Source organism: Nocardia sp. FBN12 (assembly GCF_050320175.1).
Lineage (GTDB): Bacteria > Actinomycetota > Actinomycetes > Mycobacteriales > Mycobacteriaceae > Nocardia.
This window is the reverse complement of the sequence record NZ_CP190048.1, coordinates 1370956-1385070: the sequence shown is the minus strand read 5'-3', so window position 1 is coordinate 1385070 and position 14115 is coordinate 1370956. Positions and strand designations below refer to the sequence as shown.

The following is a 14115-nucleotide window of genomic DNA, read 5'->3' as shown; positions in this document are numbered from 1 at the left end:
CGTGGGCGCTCGTACCAACACCCGGCAGAAGATGCTGGGCAGTGCGATCGAACTGCTGCGGGAACGCGGCGCGGCGGGCGTGACCGTCGACGCGGTGCTCGCCCGCAGTGGCGCACCGCGAGGGTCGGTCTACCACCACTTCCCCGGCGGACGCGCCCAGATCATGACCGAATCACTCACTCTCGCAGGCGATACCATCAGCGCCCTCATTGCCGAAGCGGCGAATCGGGGCGCCGCCGGTGTGCTGGCCGGGATCGCCGAGTTCTGGACGGCGATCCTGGTGACGTCCGATTTCGAGGCGGGCTGTCCGGTGGTGTCGGTGGCGGTGGGCGGGTCCCCCGAGGACCGTCACCTGCAACCCGAGGTGGCCGACATCCTGCACCGGTGGCACGACACGCTGACCGTCGCGATCACCGCGGAAGGCGTCGCACCGGCACGCGCCGAACGCTTGGCCACGATGGCCGTCGCGAGCGTCGAAGGGGCGGTGATCCTGTGCCGCGTCAACCGCTCCACCACCGCCCTCGACGCGGTCGTCGAAGAATTGCGCGTACTGCTCGCCACCGCCGTCGACAAGTAGGTCAGTACGTCGGCCACGGCCCCACCCCGGACCGTGAGCGTCAGGCGGAGCGCAGGATACGCAGCGCGGCGCGCTCGATGCGGTCGGCGATTTCGGAGTAGGACTCGTAGCCCATGCCTGCCCGCACCAGCGCGCCGGCGTAGATGATCTCGAGCAATTCGACGATCTCGTTGTCGGCGTCGGGGCCGAGTGCGCGCGCGAGCCTGCCCCGGATCTCGATCCCGATGCGGGTGCGCAGGTGCTCGACGTCCGGGTCCGAGCCCAGCAGTGCGCCGGTGACCGCCCCGGACAACTCCTGCTCCTCGGCCACCAGCAGCGCGATGTTGCGCAGCTCCGCGAGGACCCGCACGGTCGGGTCGGGGTCCTCGCTCGCGGGTGAGCCCGAGGCAAGCAGGCGACGCCAGAAGATCTCGGCGATCAGGTGCTCCTTGGAGGAGAAGTAGGTGTAGGCGGTCGCGGTGGCGACGCCCGCCTCCGCGGCGACCAGGCGGATCGTCATGCCGGAGAAGCCATCTCGGGTCAGCACCACCAGTGCGGCCCTGGTCAGCCGATCGACGGTGTCGGCCTGCTTTCCGGTCAATCGACGCCGGGTCGCTTCGAGACTGATGGAATCGCTTTCAGACATGCGTCCGGATGTTACTCGCCGGTCCGCTCGATTCGACGAACCGCATCGCGTCGGCGCGTGCGGCTGGGTTGATTCGTAATCTTGTCCAGAATACAATCTGGACACATGTCTGATGTATCGAAAGCCAGGTCGGCCACCGGCAGGATTGTCGTCATCACCGGCGGTGCGCGCGGCATCGGACGTGCGGTCGCGAGTGAACTCGTGGGAGCAGGCGCGGTCGTCGCCCTCGGCGACATCGACGCAGGCACAGCCGAGCGCACCGGGACCGAGATCGGCGCGACCATGGCGCGACACCTCGATGTCACCGACGCCGCGTCCTTCGCGAACTTCCTCGCCGAGGTCGAAAAGACCTGCGGCCCTGTCGATGTGCTGATCAACAACGCGGGTATCATGCCGGTCGGCCGGTTCGCCGAGGAGACCGACGAGATCACCCGCCGGATTCTCGACATCAATGTCTACGGCGTCCTGCTCGGCACCAAGCTCGCCCTGCCGGGAATGCTCGCCCGCGGTCACGGCCACATCGTGAACATGGCCTCGATGGCTGGGGAGAATCCGACACCGGGCATGGCCACCTACTGCGCGAGCAAGCAGGCCGTGCTCAGCTTCACCGAGACGATGCGACTGGAACACCGTGGCACCGGCGTGCGATTCTCGGCGGTGCTACCGACATTCACCCGCACCGAGATGATCACCGGAACTCGTGCGCCGCGTGCGTTGCTCGCCGAACCGGTCGACGTCGCCGCCGCGGTCGCCGCCCTGATCGCCCGCCCACGCCGCCGCGTCTCCGTCACCCGCACCGCGGGCGTGCTCGCCGCCTTCAACAAGCTGACCCCGCGCCCGCTCGGCGAGTTCATGGCTCGCCGGTTGGGCGTGCACCGCACCTTCATCGACGTCGACCGCGATGCCCGCCGCGCCTACGACGACCGGCTCGCGGCCGACTGAGCAATCAGGTGCGCGACAGGATCACCACGGGGATCTCGCGTTCGGTCCACGACTGGTAGGCGTCGAAATCGGCGTAGAGCCCGGTCAGCAAGGGCCACAGGCGTCGACGCTCATCGGCATCGGCCACCCGGGCCAGCACCGGGTAGTGCTCGGCGCGGATCCGAACGTGGGCGTTCGGATCCGCGAGCAGATTCAGATACCACTGCGGATGATTCGCGAGGCCGCCTTGGGAGCCGACGATGACCAGGTCCTCGCCGTCGACGAGGTAGAGCAGCGGCGCGGCGAAGGTCTTGCCGGACTTGCGACCTCGATGTTCGAGCACCAGCGTCGGCACCGGGTTGCGGAACCCGGCGCCGATCCGCCAGGTGCCGCCGACGCGGCCGTTGGTGCGGCGGTAGACCCACGCTTGCGCGCGCGACCCGTATCGGATGATCCGGGTCGTCATCGGCGAGTTCAGCCCTTTCGGCTGATTCTTCGGCATAACCATCGTCCGCACGCTACAGCGGACGCGGATCGGCAACGGTGGTGTCGGTCATTTCTTGCGACGCTCCTGCGCGATCACCTTGCCGACGATGCCGTCGAGCTTGGTCCCGGCGGGCCAGCCGACGTAGTGGCACAGGAACAGGGCGATCTCGCGCAACTGCTCCTCGGACAGCTCCCCGTTGCGCAGGGCGGCGCCGATCTGGATCTCGGCGACGTCGACATTGCCCTGCGCGGTGAGCGCACCGAGCAGCAGCAGGCGCCGCTCGCGCACGGTCAGCGCCGGACGCGACCAGATGTCGGCGAACAGGTGGTCGGCGGTGACGGCGAAGTGCTCGCCGGGACCGTCCTCGAATTCCCAGCCGTAGACCTCGGTCATCTTGGCCAGGCCGCGCTTGCGGACGTCGGCGGGGGTTTCTCCGTTGGTGGTCATGAGGTCTCCTTGTCGAGCGCGGATTCGGCGACGCCGAGTCCGTCGGCCAGGCGGGCGAGGGCCAGTTGTGCCAGTGGCAGGTCGACCGCGAGTCGGTCACCGAGTTCGAGCGCGAGCGAGAGGTCCTTCTCGCCGAGATCGCGCACGTGACCGAGGATGGGGAACCAGAAGTCGTCGGGGTCGATGGGCGCGGTGGTGTCGCGCAGCATGATCGCGCCCGGCCCACCGGTCACCGCGTCGGAGTGGCGGACCACCTTGCCGAGTGCGGTGAGACTGAGCCCGGCGGCCTCGGCGAGGCGCTGCGCCTCGGTGGCGGCGGTGAACGAGATGAAGTGAAGCAGGTTGCGCGCCAACTTCATTCGTGTGCCCGCACCGACCGAACCGGCGTGCACGATGAGGTCGGAGAAGCACCCGAACGGCGGCCTGATCCGATCCACCGCTTCGGCACTGCCGCCGACCATCACGGCCAGGCTCCCCCGGGTCGCGCCGGGTGCGCCGCCACTGACGGGCGCGTCGACGAATTCGACCTCGTGCTCGGCGCACCGGTCGGCCAGCTCCTGCGCCGTCCGGTCACTGATGGTGGAGTGCACGGCGACGACCGTGCCCGGTGCCGCCGTACTCAGAATCCCGGCGACAACCTCGGTCACCTGCGCGTCGTCGACGACCGTCACACAGATGATCCGCGCATGCTTCGCGACTTCCGCGGGGTCGGCGACCGCACGCGCACCCGCGGCGACGAACGGCTCGGCGACCTCGGGCCTGACATCACAGACCGTGAGCCCGCCGGGCCAGTCGAGTAGTCGCCGGGCGATCGGCGCGCCCATATTGCCCAGTCCGACGAATCCGACCGGGACACTGGTGAATTCGGTCGTCATCGGATGATCTGCCCGCCGTCGACATTGAGAATCTGGCCGGTCACCCAGCTCGCCTCGTCCGACAGCAGGTACAGGCAGGCGCCGACCAGGTCCTGCGGGGTGCCCATCCGCTTGATCGGGATGCGCTTCACCATGTCCTTCACCATGTTCCCCGGCGTGACCGTCTGGGTGGCCTCGGTGTCGATCGGGCCCGGCGCGATGGCGTTGACCCTGATCTTCGAACCACCCAGCTCGGTGGCGAGCTGCTGGGTGAGACCGTTGATACCGACCTTGGCCAGCCCGTAGAACCCGGAGTACAGCCAGGCGGCGGTGGATGATTGGTTGACGATCGACCCGCCGCCCGCCGCGATCATCGGCTGCCAGACCGCGCGCGTCACATTGAGCGCACCGTCGAAGTTCACGCCCATGAACTTCTTGTAGTAGTCCCACGGCACGGTGAGCAGCAGGTCGAGCTTCATCTCGCCGTAGATGGCCGCGTTGTTGACCAGGTGGTTGATCGCGCCGAACTCGGCGACGGTGAATTCCGCCAGTGCGACAGCGGATTCCGGATCGGCGACATCGACGCGACGGAAGGCCGCTACCCCGCCGTCGGCGACGATCTGCTTGGCCACCTCCTCGCCGCGCTCCGCGTTGAGGTCGGCGACAACGACATTGGCGCCTTCGGCGGCCAGCGCGCCTGCGTAGACCGCGCCGATGCCCTGCGCGGCGCCGGTGACGATCGCGGTGCGACCGGTGAAACGTGCCATGGTGTTCAGCTCCTGAGTAACGATGAGGTGGGTGAGATCAGGCGGGGGTGGCGATCAGCTTGGTTTCGAGGTATTCCTCGAAGCCGGCGACGCCCATCTCGCGGCCGATGCCGGACTGCTTGTAGCCGCCGAACGGCGCGTCGGCGTGGTACCAGAGGCCGCCGTTCACGCTCAAGGTCCCGGTTCGTACTCCCGAGACCACGCGCTCGATCCGGTCCGGATCGGTACCCCACACCGAACCGGACAGGCCGTAGGGCGATTCGTTGGCCAGCCGGATCGCGTCGCTGTCGCCGTCGTGGGGGATCACGACGAGCACGGGCCCGAAGATCTCCTCCTGCGCGACGGTCGCGGTGTTGTCGAGCCCGCTGATCAGCGTCGGTTCGATGAAGTACCCGCGTTCGGAGCCCGCGGGCCTGCCGCCGCCGACCTCGATGCGCCCGCCTTCGCTGCGCGCGATCTCGAGGTAGCGCTCCACGCGCGCTCGCTGGCGTTCGGAAATCAGTGGGCCGCAGACGGTTCCGGGATCGGTCGGGTCACCGGCCGCGAGGCCGCGCAGCGCACCGGCCGCGGCGGTGACCGCGGCGGCGTAGGACTCGCGCGGCACCAGCAGCCGGGTGGTGAGCGCGCAACCCTGGCCCGCGTGCACGGCGACGGTGAACGCGGTGTAGCTCGCGGCCGCCGCGATATCGGCGTCGTCGAGCACGATGGCGGCGGATTTGCCGCCCAGCTCGAGGAAGGTGCGCTTGAGGGTGGCCGATGCGCCGACCATCACCGAGCGGCCGGTCTGGGTCGAGCCGGTGAAGGTGATCATGTCGACCCGCGGATCGACGACCAGTTGGGCGCCGATGCCGTGATCGGACGAGGTGACGATATTGATCACCCCGGCCGGGATGTCGGTGCGCCCGGCGATCAGCGGTCCGAGCACCGCCGCGCACCAGGGGGTGTCGGGCGCGGGCTTGAGCACCACGGTGTTGCCCGCGGCCAGCGCCGGCCCGATCTTGGCCAGGTTGATCTGATGCGGGAAGTTCCACGGCGTGATGGCACCGACGACACCCACCGCCTCGCGCCGGATCACCCGGCGACTGGCGATACCCATCAGGTCCCTGGTACCGAGATCGGTTTCCCACGTGTAGCTTTCGGCCAGGTCGGCAGCGTAGGACAGGTCCGCGATCGGCCCTTCCAGCTGCGGCCCGCTGGTGAGCATGACCGGCGCGCCGACCTCGGCGATCGTGAGTTCCCGCAGTTCTTCGAGGTGCTCGCCCAGCACGTCACGCAATTGGCGCAGGCAGTGCGCGCGAAACTTCGGATCGCGCGACCACGTCGTCTCGTCGAAGGCGGTGCGCGCCGCCGCGATGGCCGCGTCCATATCGGCGCCCGAGGCGTCGGCGGCGTAGCCGAGCACTTCCTCGGTGGCGGGGTTGATGGTCGCGAAGACGCCGGAGCTACCCGGAATCAACTTGCCGCCGATCAACAGTGGTGTGCCTTCGGCGGGGACGAGACCGTTCATAGCAAAGCTCCGATACGTGTCTGGACAGGTGTACGGAATATAGTTCGGTTCATCGATCAGACGCAAGACCATTCGGCGCCATTGGTCCGTACACCCGACTGTAGTAGCATCCAGACACATGTCCGAAATCGCGCCTACCGGCATCGAAGCAACTCGACGACGCTTGACCGAAAAGCAGGCCGATACCGTGGACCGCCTGACCGTCGCGGCCGTCGACGTCCTGTCACGCGAGGGCTATTCGGGGACAACGATCCGGCTCGTCGCCGCGTCGGCGGGCGTCGGTACCGCCACCGCCTACACCTACTTCTCCTCCAAGGAGCATCTGATCTCCGAGGTGTTCTGGCGGCGCCTGGTCGCGTTACCCCCCTTGTCGACCGGCAACGCGGACCAGACCGCGCGCGTGGTCGCGGTCCTTCGCCAGGTCTCGATGCTGGTGGCCGATGAACCCGCTCTGGCCGGGGCGGTCAGCAGCGCCCTGCTCGGCGACGATCCCGACGTGCAGCACCTGCGGGTGCGGATCGGACTGGAGATCCGCCATCGACTCGGTGAGGCGCTCGGCACCAAGGATCCGGAGAGCCTGGCGGCGCTCGAGTTGCTCTACTCCGGCGCGCTGCTCCAGGGCGGGATGGGCCTGCTGTCGTACGCGCAAGTGGCCGATCTGCTCGAGATCTGCGCGCGCCGACTGCTCGCCGTCAGCGACTAGCGCACTCGGCCACCCGATTCGGTCCGAACCTTGGCGCGCACCAGCATACCGTAGTACTGTCCAGACATATGTCCATAACGTGTTTGGACAGTATTCCGGGAAGGACTTTCCAATGACGCTGGTCAAACCGCGGCGCGTGTCCGGAGGCGCGGACGAACACGGGCACCTGGCCGAGTTCCGCACCGATCCGATCGCGCTGATGCGCCGCGTTCGCGCCGAGTGCGGCGATGTCGGCGCCTTCGAGCTCGCCGGACGCGATGTCGTCCTGCTGTCGGGCGCCGAGGCCAATGAATTCTTCTTCCGGGCCGGCGACGACGACCTCGACCAGGGCGCCGCCTACCCGTTCATGAAGCCGATCTTCGGCGAGGGCGTCGTCTTCGACGCGCCCCCCGAGCGCCGCAAGGAGATGCTGCACAATCAGGCGCTGCGCGCGGACCACATGCGCGGGCACGCGGGCACCATCGCCCACGAAGTGGATCAGATGGTCGCGCAGTGGGACGACGAGGGCGAGATCGATCTGCTCGAGTTCTTCGCCGAGCTGACCATCTACACCTCCTCCGCCTGTCTGATCGGGGTGAAGTTCCGCAATCAGCTCGACGGCCGTTTCGCGCATCTCTATCACGAGCTCGAACAGGGCACCGACGCCCTGGCCTACGTGGATCCCTACGCACCGATCGAGAGTTTCGTCCGGCGGGACGCGGCGCGCGTAGCGCTGGTCGAGCTGGTGCAGGCGATCATGGATCAGCGGGAGGCGAATCCGCCTACCAGCAAAGACGATCGCGACATGCTCGATGTCCTCATCTCGGTGAAGGACGAGAACGGTGCGCTGCGATTCTCGGCCAGCGAGATCACCGGCATCTTCATCTCGATGATGTTCGCCGGCCACCACACCACCTCGGGCACGGCGGCCTGGACGATCATCGAACTGCTGCGCCACCCCGAGACGCTGGCCGGTGTGGTCACCGAGCTCGACGACCTCTACGCCGACGGCGCCGACGTGAGTCACCATGCGCTGCGCCAGATCCCGAATCTGGAGGCCGCGCTCAAGGAGACGCTGCGGCTGCACCCGCCGCTGATCATCCTCATGCGCCTGGCGCGCGGCGAGTTCGAGGTGTGCGGGCATCGGATCGAACCGGGCGACATGGTGGCGGCCACCCCCGCCATCTCCAATCGCATCCCGGAGGACTTTCCCGACCCGGACGCCTTCGATCCCGCGCGCTACCTCGACCCGCGTCAGGACGACATCCTCAACCGCTGGACCTGGATCCCCTTCGGGGCGGGGAGGCACCGCTGTGTCGGTGCGCCGTTCGCGCTCATGCAGCTGAAGGCGATCTTCTCGATTCTGTTGCGCGACTGGGAGTTCGAGCTCGCGCAGCCCTCGGACACCTACCGCAACGATCACTCGAAGATGGTGGTGCAGTTGCAGCAGCCCTGCCGTGTGCGGTACCGCCGCAGGCAGCGCTGAGCGCGGGCGGAGGTCACTGTGTCAGCGACGTCCATTCCCGCCGGATTCGATTTCACCGATCCGGCCCTGTGGGAATCCCGCAATCCCGTCCAGGAGTTCGCCGAGCTCCGCCGGACCGCCCCGGTGTGGTGGAATGCGCAGACCGACGCGCAGTCGGGCGGCTTCCGCGACGGCGGCTACTGGGTGATCAGCAAACATGAGGACATCAAAGAGGTTTCGCGCAATCCGGAGCTGTTCTCCTCCGAACGGAAGGGCTCGGTCATCCGCCTGCCCGGCGAGGTGACACCCGAGCAGATCGAGCTCACCGGCGCGCTGCTGTTGAACATGGATCCGCCCAAGCACACCAAGATCCGGCGCATCATCGCCAAAGGGTTCACGCCGCGCGCAGTCGAGGGGTTGCGCGCGGCGCTGGCCGACCGGGCGGCCGCGATCGTGGCCGCGGCGCGCGCGCTGGGCGGTGGTGACTTCGTCGAACAGGTGGCGTGCGAGCTTCCGTTGCAGGCCATCGCCGAACTCGTCGGTGTCCCCCAGCAGGACCGCCGCAAGCTGTTCGACTGGTCGAATCAGATGCTCAACTACGACGACCCGGAGTACGGCGACGCGACGACCACCGACGCTTCGTCGACCGCGGCGATGGAGATTCTCGGCTACGCGTGGAACATGGCCGAGCAGCGGCGCACCGCACCCACCGATGACATCGTCAGCAGGCTCGTGCACGCCGACCTCGACGGGGAGTCGCTCGGCTCCGACGAGTTCGGGTTCTTCGTGATCCTGCTCGCGGTGGCGGGCAACGAGACCACCCGCAATGCCATCACGCACGGCATGAAGGCGTTCGTCGACAATCCGGACCAGTGGGAGCTCTACAAGCAGCAGCGGCCACGCACCGCCCCCGACGAGATCGTGCGCTGGGCGACACCGGTCACGGTGTTCCAGCGCACCGCCACCGCCGATACCGAGCTCGGCGGGCAGCGGATCCGCGCCGGTCAGCGTGTCGGATTGTTCTACAGCTCAGCCAATTTCGACGAGGACGCCTTCGCGGACCCGTTCCGCTTCGACATCCGGCGCGACCCCAATCCGCATCTGGGGTTCGGTGGCACCGGGGCGCACTTCTGCGTCGGGGCGAACCTGGCTCGGCTCGAGATCGAGTTGATCTTCAATGCCATCGCCGACGTGATGCCCGATTTGTCGCAGGTTTCGGAGCCACAGCGGCTGCGGTCGGGTTGGATCAACGGCATCAAACACTGGCAGGTCAACTACGAGTCGGGAACGGTGCACTGATGCGGATCGCGCTGCTGTCCTATCGAAGCAAAGCGCACTGTGGTGGGCAGGGTGTCTACGTTCGGTACCTGAGTCAGGGGCTCGTCGACCTCGGTCACGAGGTCGACGTGTTCTCCGGCCAGCCCTATCCCGAGGATCTCGACCCGCGGGTGCGGCTGACCGAGGTGCCGAGCCTCGACCTGTACCGCGACGAGAACCCGTTCCGCACACCGCATCCCCGCGAGATCCGTGACCGTATCGATCTGCTCGAGCTCGCCACCATGTGGACGGCCGGCTTCCCCGAGCCACGCACGTTCAGCCTGCGCGCGGCCAAGCTGCTGGCCGCGCGCGCCGCGGATTTCGATGTGGTGCACGACAATCAGTGCCTGGGCTACGGCCTCCTCGATATCGCCGAGCGGTTCCCGCTGGTGGCGACCGTCCACCATCCGATCACCCGCGACCGTGCGGTGGATCTGGCGGCGACGCCGTGGCGGCGCAAGCTGTTCGTGCGCCGCTGGTACGGCTTCCTGGGTATGCAACAGCAGGTGGCGCGCCGGATTCCGGACCTGATCACCGTGTCCTCGTCCTCGGCCGCTGATATCGCCGAGGACTTCGGGGTGACACCGGACCACCTGCACACCGTCCCGCTCGGCGTGGACACCGAGCTGTTCCGGCCGCGCGCGGCACCACGGGTCCGTGGGCGGATCGTGGCCGTCGCCAGTGCCGACAAGCCGCTCAAGGGCATCGCGCATCTGTTGAAAGCCGTTGCCCGGCTGCGTCATACCCACGAAGTCGAACTCCGGCTCGTCGCGAAGCTGGAGCCCAACGGCCCGACCGAGAAGCTCATCGCCGAACTCGGCATCGCCGATATCGTCACCCCGGTGAGCGGAGTCGGCGACGAGCAGCTGGCCGAACTGCTCGCCTCGGCCGAGATCGCCTGCATCCCGTCGATGTATGAAGGGTTCTCACTCCCCGCGGTCGAGGCGATGGCGAGTGGAACACCCCTCGTGGCCAGTCGGGCCGGTGCGCTGCCCGAGGTCGTCGGTACGTGCGCCGAACTGGTCACGCCCGGCGACGTGGACGCCCTGACCCAGGTGCTCGGCGAACTGCTCACCGAACCCGACCGGCGCGGCCGCATGAGCGTGGCCGGGCGTGAACGCGCCCTCGCGCTGTACAGCTGGTCGGCCGTCGCCGCGCAGACCGTCGCGATCTACGAACAGGCGATCACCCGCCGTTCCCCGACGTCGCCGGGCACTCCGGGATGACGACCCCTTTCGACCCCTGCCAGGAGGCACCGTGTTGACCGTCGATTTCGACCGCTTGGGCGTCGGCCCCGGTTCACGGGTGATCGACATCGGCTGTGGCGCGGGCAGACACGCCTTCGAGGCATACCGACGCGGCGCCGATGTCGTCGCGTTCGACCAGAATGCCGCCGACCTGGCCGACGTGGCCATCATGTTCGAGGCCATGGCCGCGGCAGGCGAAGCACCGGAGTACGCGAAGGCCGAGACCGTGCGTGGCGACGCGCTCGATCTGCCCTACGGCAACGACGAATTCGATGTGGTCATCGCCTCGGAGATCCTCGAGCACGTCCCGCAGGACAGCCAGGCGATCGCCGAACTGGCGCGGGTGGTCAAACCCGGTGGCGCCCTTGCGGTGACGGTGCCGCGCTGGCTGCCCGAGCGCGTCTGCTGGGCGCTGTCGGACGAGTACCACGCCAACGAGGGCGGCCACGTGCGGATCTATCGCGCCGACGAACTGCGCGACAAGATCACCGCGCACGGGCTACGCTACCACCACCAGGACTTCGCGCACGCCCTGCACGCACCCTTCTGGTGGCTCAAATGCGCTGTCGGAGTGCGCGACGACGACCATCCGCTGGTGCGTGCCTATCATCGAATGCTGGTGTGGGACATGATGTCCGCGCCCGCGCTGACGCGCACGGCCGAGCGCTTGCTGAACCCGCTGGTCGGCAAGTCCGTCGCCCTCTACTTCACGAAACCGGCGGTGCGCAGTGACAAGTGCTGATCTCCCCGCCGTTGCGGGGGTAGTCTCCGCCCGCGATATCCGGCGCACCTGCGAATCCATCGCCGCCGCACAGGAACCCGACGGCGCGATCCCCTGGTTCCGCGGCGGCCACACCGATCCGTGGGATCACATCGAATCCGCGATGGCGCTGACCGTCGGCGGGCTGTGGGACGAGGCCCGCGAGGCCTACATCTGGTCGGCGAAATCGCAGCGCTCCGACGGCTCGTGGCCCATGCAGGTGCGCGCGGGCGTGATCGAGAACCACGACGCCGACACCAATTTCTGCGCGTATCTGGCCACCGGTGTGCTGCATGCGCTCGACGTCACCGGCGATACCGGGTTCGCCGCGGAGATGTGGCCGACGGTCCGCGCGGGCATCGACTTCGTCCTCGGCCTGCAATTGGGCGCCCACGGCGAGATCCATTGGTCGGCCGACGAATCCGGGTCGTCCGGGGAAGCGCTACTGACCGGCTGTTCCAGCATCTTCCACAGCCTCGGCTGCGCGGTGACCCTCGCCGAACGGGTGGGCGATCCGCGACCGGACTGGGCGGCGGCCCGCGACCGGCTCGGCAACGCCCTGCGCCATCATCCGGAAGCGTTCCTCGACAAGAGCCGCTACTCCATGGACTGGTACTACCCGGTCCTCGGCGGGGCGGTGCGCGGCGTGGCGGCCACGGACCGGATCGCGCGGCACTGGAACGAGTTCGTGGTCGCCGATCTCGGCATTCGGTGCGTGTCCGACGCACCGTGGGTCACCGGCGCCGAGACCTGCGAACTGGTGCTCGCGCTGGATGCCATCGGCGACACCGCTGCCGCGAGCACGCTGTTGCGCGCGATGCAGCATCTGCGTGAGCCGGACGGATCCTATTGGACCGGACTGGTTTTCACCGACGGCAAGCGCTGGCCCGAGGAGCGCACCACCTGGACCGCGGCGGCGGTCGTGCTCGCCGCGGACGCCCTCAGCCGCACCACCGCGGGCAACGGCATCTTCCGCGACGCACTCCCCCGCTGAGCCGGGCTCAGTTGCAGGCGGCGGTTCGCTGCAGGATGCGCAGCGAACCGGTGACCGAGAGCTCGCGGAACTTGCCGCTGTCGAGGGCGCGGCGATAGATGTTGAACGGCGCGCGACCGCCGTCGGCGGGATCGGGGAACACATCGTGGATGGCGAGCAATCCGCCGCCCGCCACCCAGTGCACCCAGTTGTCGTAGTCGCGCTGGGCGGCTTCCTCGGTGTGGCCGCCGTCGACGAACAGCATGCGCAGCGGGGTGCGCCACACGCGCGCGGCGGCGGTGGAGGAGCCGATGATCGCGGTCACCGTGTCGGTGAGGCCCGCGCGAATCATGGTGCGCCGGAACGTGGTCAGGGTGTCGAAGACGCCGGTCTCCTCGTCGACCAGGCTGGTGTCGTGGTACTCCCAGCCCGGCTGGTGTTCCTCGGAACCGCGATGGTGGTCGACGGTGTACACGGCCGCACCCGTCTCGCGGGCGGCGGCGCCGAGGTAGACGGTCGACTTGCCGCAGTAGGTGCCGATCTCCATGATGATTCCGTCGCCCGCATAGCCACGGGCGGCGTCGTAGAGCGCGCGACCCTCCTCCGGTGGCATGAATCCAACGGCCTGTTCGGCGAGTGCGAACAGGCCGCTGGTACCGGCGGAAATCTCGTCTACAGCTCCCATGCGGGCCACGCTAACATACGACTGGAATACAATCCGGACTACTGTCCAGCAAGGAGAGAACAGTGAAGACTCGCCTCAATTGCCCGTGCGGTTTCAGCATCAAGGGCACCGACGAAGACGACCTGATCAAGCAGACCCAGGCACACCTGGCCGAGAACCACCCCGGCCACGACTACACCCCCGACGAGATCCTCTTCATCGCCTACTGAGCTATTTGGTCGGCAGCGTGTTCTGCAGGCCACCCACCTCGGTGATCTGCCAGCCGGCGGCCCGGTCGACCGTGAGCGAGTAGGTGACGGTGGTCCGCGTTCCGCCGGGTGTCTGCGCGCTGGTGGACACGACATCGAGGTAGGCGTTGACCTTGTAGATGCCGCCTGCCTCGGAGGTGACGGTCGCCGAGAGCGGTGTCGCCGTCGACGTCCATTGCAGCGGCAGCAGGATCTGCTCCAATTGCGGTGCGGTGGCGTCGAATTTCGCGGCCAGTTGCGGCGTGGTGCCGGTCTTCAGCCGGCTGAACCACGCCCGCACATCCCGGTAGTCGATCGTGGACGCGCCCACGCCGTAGTCCGCGGCGATCTTCTCGACGTGCCTGGCGTCGGCGTCGCGCGCATCGCGTTCGGCGATCTTCGCGTCGGCGGAGAAGTACAGCGTCGCGAAGGTGACGACCGCGGTGACGAGGACCCCGATCGTGCCGGTGATCAGCACGGTCGAGAGCCGGATGGACAGGGTGCGCGGCTGCTGTTCGCCGGCCTCGGTGGTGGTGGCTTCGTCGATCGCTGTACTCATGGTCTTCCTTGTCCG

Annotated in this window: 17 protein-coding genes; 9 read left to right on the top strand and 8 right to left on the bottom strand. The window is 67.9% G+C overall.

What is annotated here, in order from left to right; all coding sequences use genetic code 11:
- The first annotated feature begins 1 nt into the window (after window position 1).
- Entirely contained in the window at window positions 2-577 is a 576-nt protein-coding gene (locus tag ACQHI0_RS06850; RefSeq protein WP_427907078.1) for a TetR/AcrR family transcriptional regulator, read from the top strand.
- 40 nt (window positions 578-617) lie between these two features.
- Here ACQHI0_RS06850 and ACQHI0_RS06845 read toward each other — a convergent pair whose 3' ends face one another.
- The gene (locus ACQHI0_RS06845) at window positions 618-1202 is read right to left on the bottom strand and encodes a TetR/AcrR family transcriptional regulator (RefSeq protein ID WP_427907077.1); all 585 of its coding nucleotides are present in this window, start codon (window positions 1200-1202) and stop codon (window positions 618-620) included.
- Window positions 1203-1307: 105 nt separating this feature from the next.
- Here ACQHI0_RS06845 and ACQHI0_RS06840 point away from each other — a divergent pair, with 105 nt between their 5' ends.
- Complete coding sequence (locus tag ACQHI0_RS06840; protein WP_427907076.1) at window positions 1308-2144, top strand: SDR family oxidoreductase; 837 nt, start codon at window positions 1308-1310, stop codon at window positions 2142-2144.
- A gap of 4 nt (window positions 2145-2148) precedes the next feature.
- On the opposite strand, the gene ACQHI0_RS06835 is transcribed toward ACQHI0_RS06840, so the two are convergent.
- Genes ACQHI0_RS06835 through ACQHI0_RS06815 form a run of 5 tightly spaced genes read right to left on the bottom strand, consistent with a single transcriptional unit; the run spans window position 2149 to window position 6185 of the window.
- Window positions 2149-2625, bottom strand: a complete 477-nt coding sequence (locus ACQHI0_RS06835; protein ID WP_427909102.1) for a nitroreductase family deazaflavin-dependent oxidoreductase — start codon at window positions 2623-2625, stop codon at window positions 2149-2151.
- 51 nt (window positions 2626-2676) lie between these two features.
- Window positions 2677-3057: a carboxymuconolactone decarboxylase family protein gene (locus ACQHI0_RS06830; protein ID WP_427907075.1), complete on the bottom strand. Its 381-nt coding sequence runs from the start codon at window positions 3055-3057 to the stop codon at window positions 2677-2679.
- Window positions 3054-3932 carry an NAD(P)-dependent oxidoreductase gene (locus ACQHI0_RS06825; protein ID WP_427907074.1) on the bottom strand — a complete coding sequence of 293 codons (879 nt, stop codon included), beginning with the start codon at window positions 3930-3932 and terminating at the stop codon, window positions 3054-3056. The genes ACQHI0_RS06830 and ACQHI0_RS06825 overlap by 4 nt, the downstream gene beginning before the upstream one ends.
- Window positions 3929-4678, bottom strand: coding sequence for an SDR family oxidoreductase (locus tag ACQHI0_RS06820; RefSeq protein WP_427907073.1), 750 nt, complete (start codon window positions 4676-4678; stop codon window positions 3929-3931). Before ACQHI0_RS06820 ends, ACQHI0_RS06825 begins: the two co-directional genes overlap by 4 nt.
- 37 nt (window positions 4679-4715) lie before the next feature.
- Window positions 4716-6185, bottom strand: a complete 1470-nt coding sequence (locus tag ACQHI0_RS06815; RefSeq protein ID WP_427907072.1) for an aldehyde dehydrogenase — start codon at window positions 6183-6185, stop codon at window positions 4716-4718.
- Between the two features lie 118 nt (window positions 6186-6303).
- Here ACQHI0_RS06815 and ACQHI0_RS06810 point away from each other — a divergent pair, with 118 nt between their 5' ends.
- The 6 genes from ACQHI0_RS06810 to ACQHI0_RS06785 all read left to right on the top strand — a co-directional run bounded on the left by ACQHI0_RS06810 (window position 6304) and on the right by ACQHI0_RS06785 (window position 12650).
- The gene (locus ACQHI0_RS06810; RefSeq protein ID WP_427907071.1) at window positions 6304-6888 is read left to right on the top strand and encodes a TetR/AcrR family transcriptional regulator; all 585 of its coding nucleotides are present in this window, start codon (window positions 6304-6306) and stop codon (window positions 6886-6888) included.
- A 112-nt stretch (window positions 6889-7000) separates the two neighbouring features.
- Window positions 7001-8353, top strand: coding sequence for a cytochrome P450 (locus ACQHI0_RS06805; protein WP_427907070.1), 1353 nt, complete (start codon window positions 7001-7003; stop codon window positions 8351-8353).
- A gap of 18 nt (window positions 8354-8371) precedes the next feature.
- Window positions 8372-9631, top strand: a complete 1260-nt coding sequence (locus ACQHI0_RS06800) for a cytochrome P450 (protein ID WP_427907069.1) — start codon at window positions 8372-8374, stop codon at window positions 9629-9631.
- A complete protein-coding gene (locus tag ACQHI0_RS06795) occupies window positions 9631-10875 on the top strand; it encodes a glycosyltransferase family 4 protein (protein ID WP_427907068.1) in 1245 nt (414 codons plus the stop codon). The genes ACQHI0_RS06800 and ACQHI0_RS06795 overlap by 1 nt, the downstream gene beginning before the upstream one ends.
- A gap of 31 nt (window positions 10876-10906) precedes the next feature.
- Complete coding sequence (locus tag ACQHI0_RS06790) at window positions 10907-11638, top strand: class I SAM-dependent methyltransferase (protein WP_427907067.1); 732 nt, start codon at window positions 10907-10909, stop codon at window positions 11636-11638.
- Window positions 11625-12650, top strand: coding sequence for a prenyltransferase (locus ACQHI0_RS06785; protein ID WP_427907066.1), 1026 nt, complete (start codon window positions 11625-11627; stop codon window positions 12648-12650). The genes ACQHI0_RS06790 and ACQHI0_RS06785 overlap by 14 nt, the downstream gene beginning before the upstream one ends.
- A gap of 7 nt (window positions 12651-12657) precedes the next feature.
- Here ACQHI0_RS06785 and ACQHI0_RS06780 read toward each other — a convergent pair whose 3' ends face one another.
- Window positions 12658-13314 carry a class I SAM-dependent methyltransferase gene (locus ACQHI0_RS06780; protein ID WP_427907065.1) on the bottom strand — a complete coding sequence of 219 codons (657 nt, stop codon included), beginning with the start codon at window positions 13312-13314 and terminating at the stop codon, window positions 12658-12660.
- A gap of 62 nt (window positions 13315-13376) precedes the next feature.
- On the opposite strand from ACQHI0_RS06780, the gene ACQHI0_RS06775 reads away from it, so the two are divergent.
- The gene (locus tag ACQHI0_RS06775) at window positions 13377-13523 is read left to right on the top strand and encodes a DUF1059 domain-containing protein (RefSeq protein ID WP_427907064.1); all 147 of its coding nucleotides are present in this window, start codon (window positions 13377-13379) and stop codon (window positions 13521-13523) included.
- Between the two features lies 1 nt (window position 13524).
- Here ACQHI0_RS06775 and ACQHI0_RS06770 read toward each other — a convergent pair whose 3' ends face one another.
- Window positions 13525-14100 (bottom strand): hypothetical protein, encoded by a 576-nt coding sequence (locus ACQHI0_RS06770; protein ID WP_427907063.1) that lies wholly within the window; start codon window positions 14098-14100, stop codon window positions 13525-13527.
- Window positions 14101-14115: the final 15 nt, after the last annotated feature.

What these genes read in the sequence shown, in the direction of transcription:
- ACQHI0_RS06845 (WP_427907077.1), bottom strand. Translation starts at nt 1,202, where the DNA reads ATGTCTGAAAGCGATTCCATCAGTCTCGAAGCGACCCGGCGTCGATTG.
- ACQHI0_RS06840 (WP_427907076.1), top strand. Translation starts at nt 1,308, where the DNA reads ATGTCTGATGTATCGAAAGCCAGGTCGGCCACCGGCAGGATTGTCGTC.
- ACQHI0_RS06835 (WP_427909102.1), bottom strand. Translation starts at nt 2,625, where the DNA reads ATGCCGAAGAATCAGCCGAAAGGGCTGAACTCGCCGATGACGACCCGG.
- ACQHI0_RS06830 (WP_427907075.1), bottom strand. Translation starts at nt 3,057, where the DNA reads ATGACCACCAACGGAGAAACCCCCGCCGACGTCCGCAAGCGCGGCCTG.
- ACQHI0_RS06825 (WP_427907074.1), bottom strand. Translation starts at nt 3,932, where the DNA reads ATGACGACCGAATTCACCAGTGTCCCGGTCGGATTCGTCGGACTGGGC.
- ACQHI0_RS06820 (WP_427907073.1), bottom strand. Translation starts at nt 4,678, where the DNA reads ATGGCACGTTTCACCGGTCGCACCGCGATCGTCACCGGCGCCGCGCAG.
- ACQHI0_RS06815 (WP_427907072.1), bottom strand. Translation starts at nt 6,185, where the DNA reads ATGAACGGTCTCGTCCCCGCCGAAGGCACACCACTGTTGATCGGCGGC.
- ACQHI0_RS06810 (WP_427907071.1), top strand. Translation starts at nt 6,304, where the DNA reads ATGTCCGAAATCGCGCCTACCGGCATCGAAGCAACTCGACGACGCTTG.
- ACQHI0_RS06805 (WP_427907070.1), top strand. Translation starts at nt 7,001, where the DNA reads ATGACGCTGGTCAAACCGCGGCGCGTGTCCGGAGGCGCGGACGAACAC.
- ACQHI0_RS06795 (WP_427907068.1), top strand. Translation starts at nt 9,631, where the DNA reads ATGCGGATCGCGCTGCTGTCCTATCGAAGCAAAGCGCACTGTGGTGGG.
- ACQHI0_RS06780 (WP_427907065.1), bottom strand. Translation starts at nt 13,314, where the DNA reads ATGGGAGCTGTAGACGAGATTTCCGCCGGTACCAGCGGCCTGTTCGCA.
- ACQHI0_RS06770 (WP_427907063.1), bottom strand. Translation starts at nt 14,100, where the DNA reads ATGAGTACAGCGATCGACGAAGCCACCACCACCGAGGCCGGCGAACAG.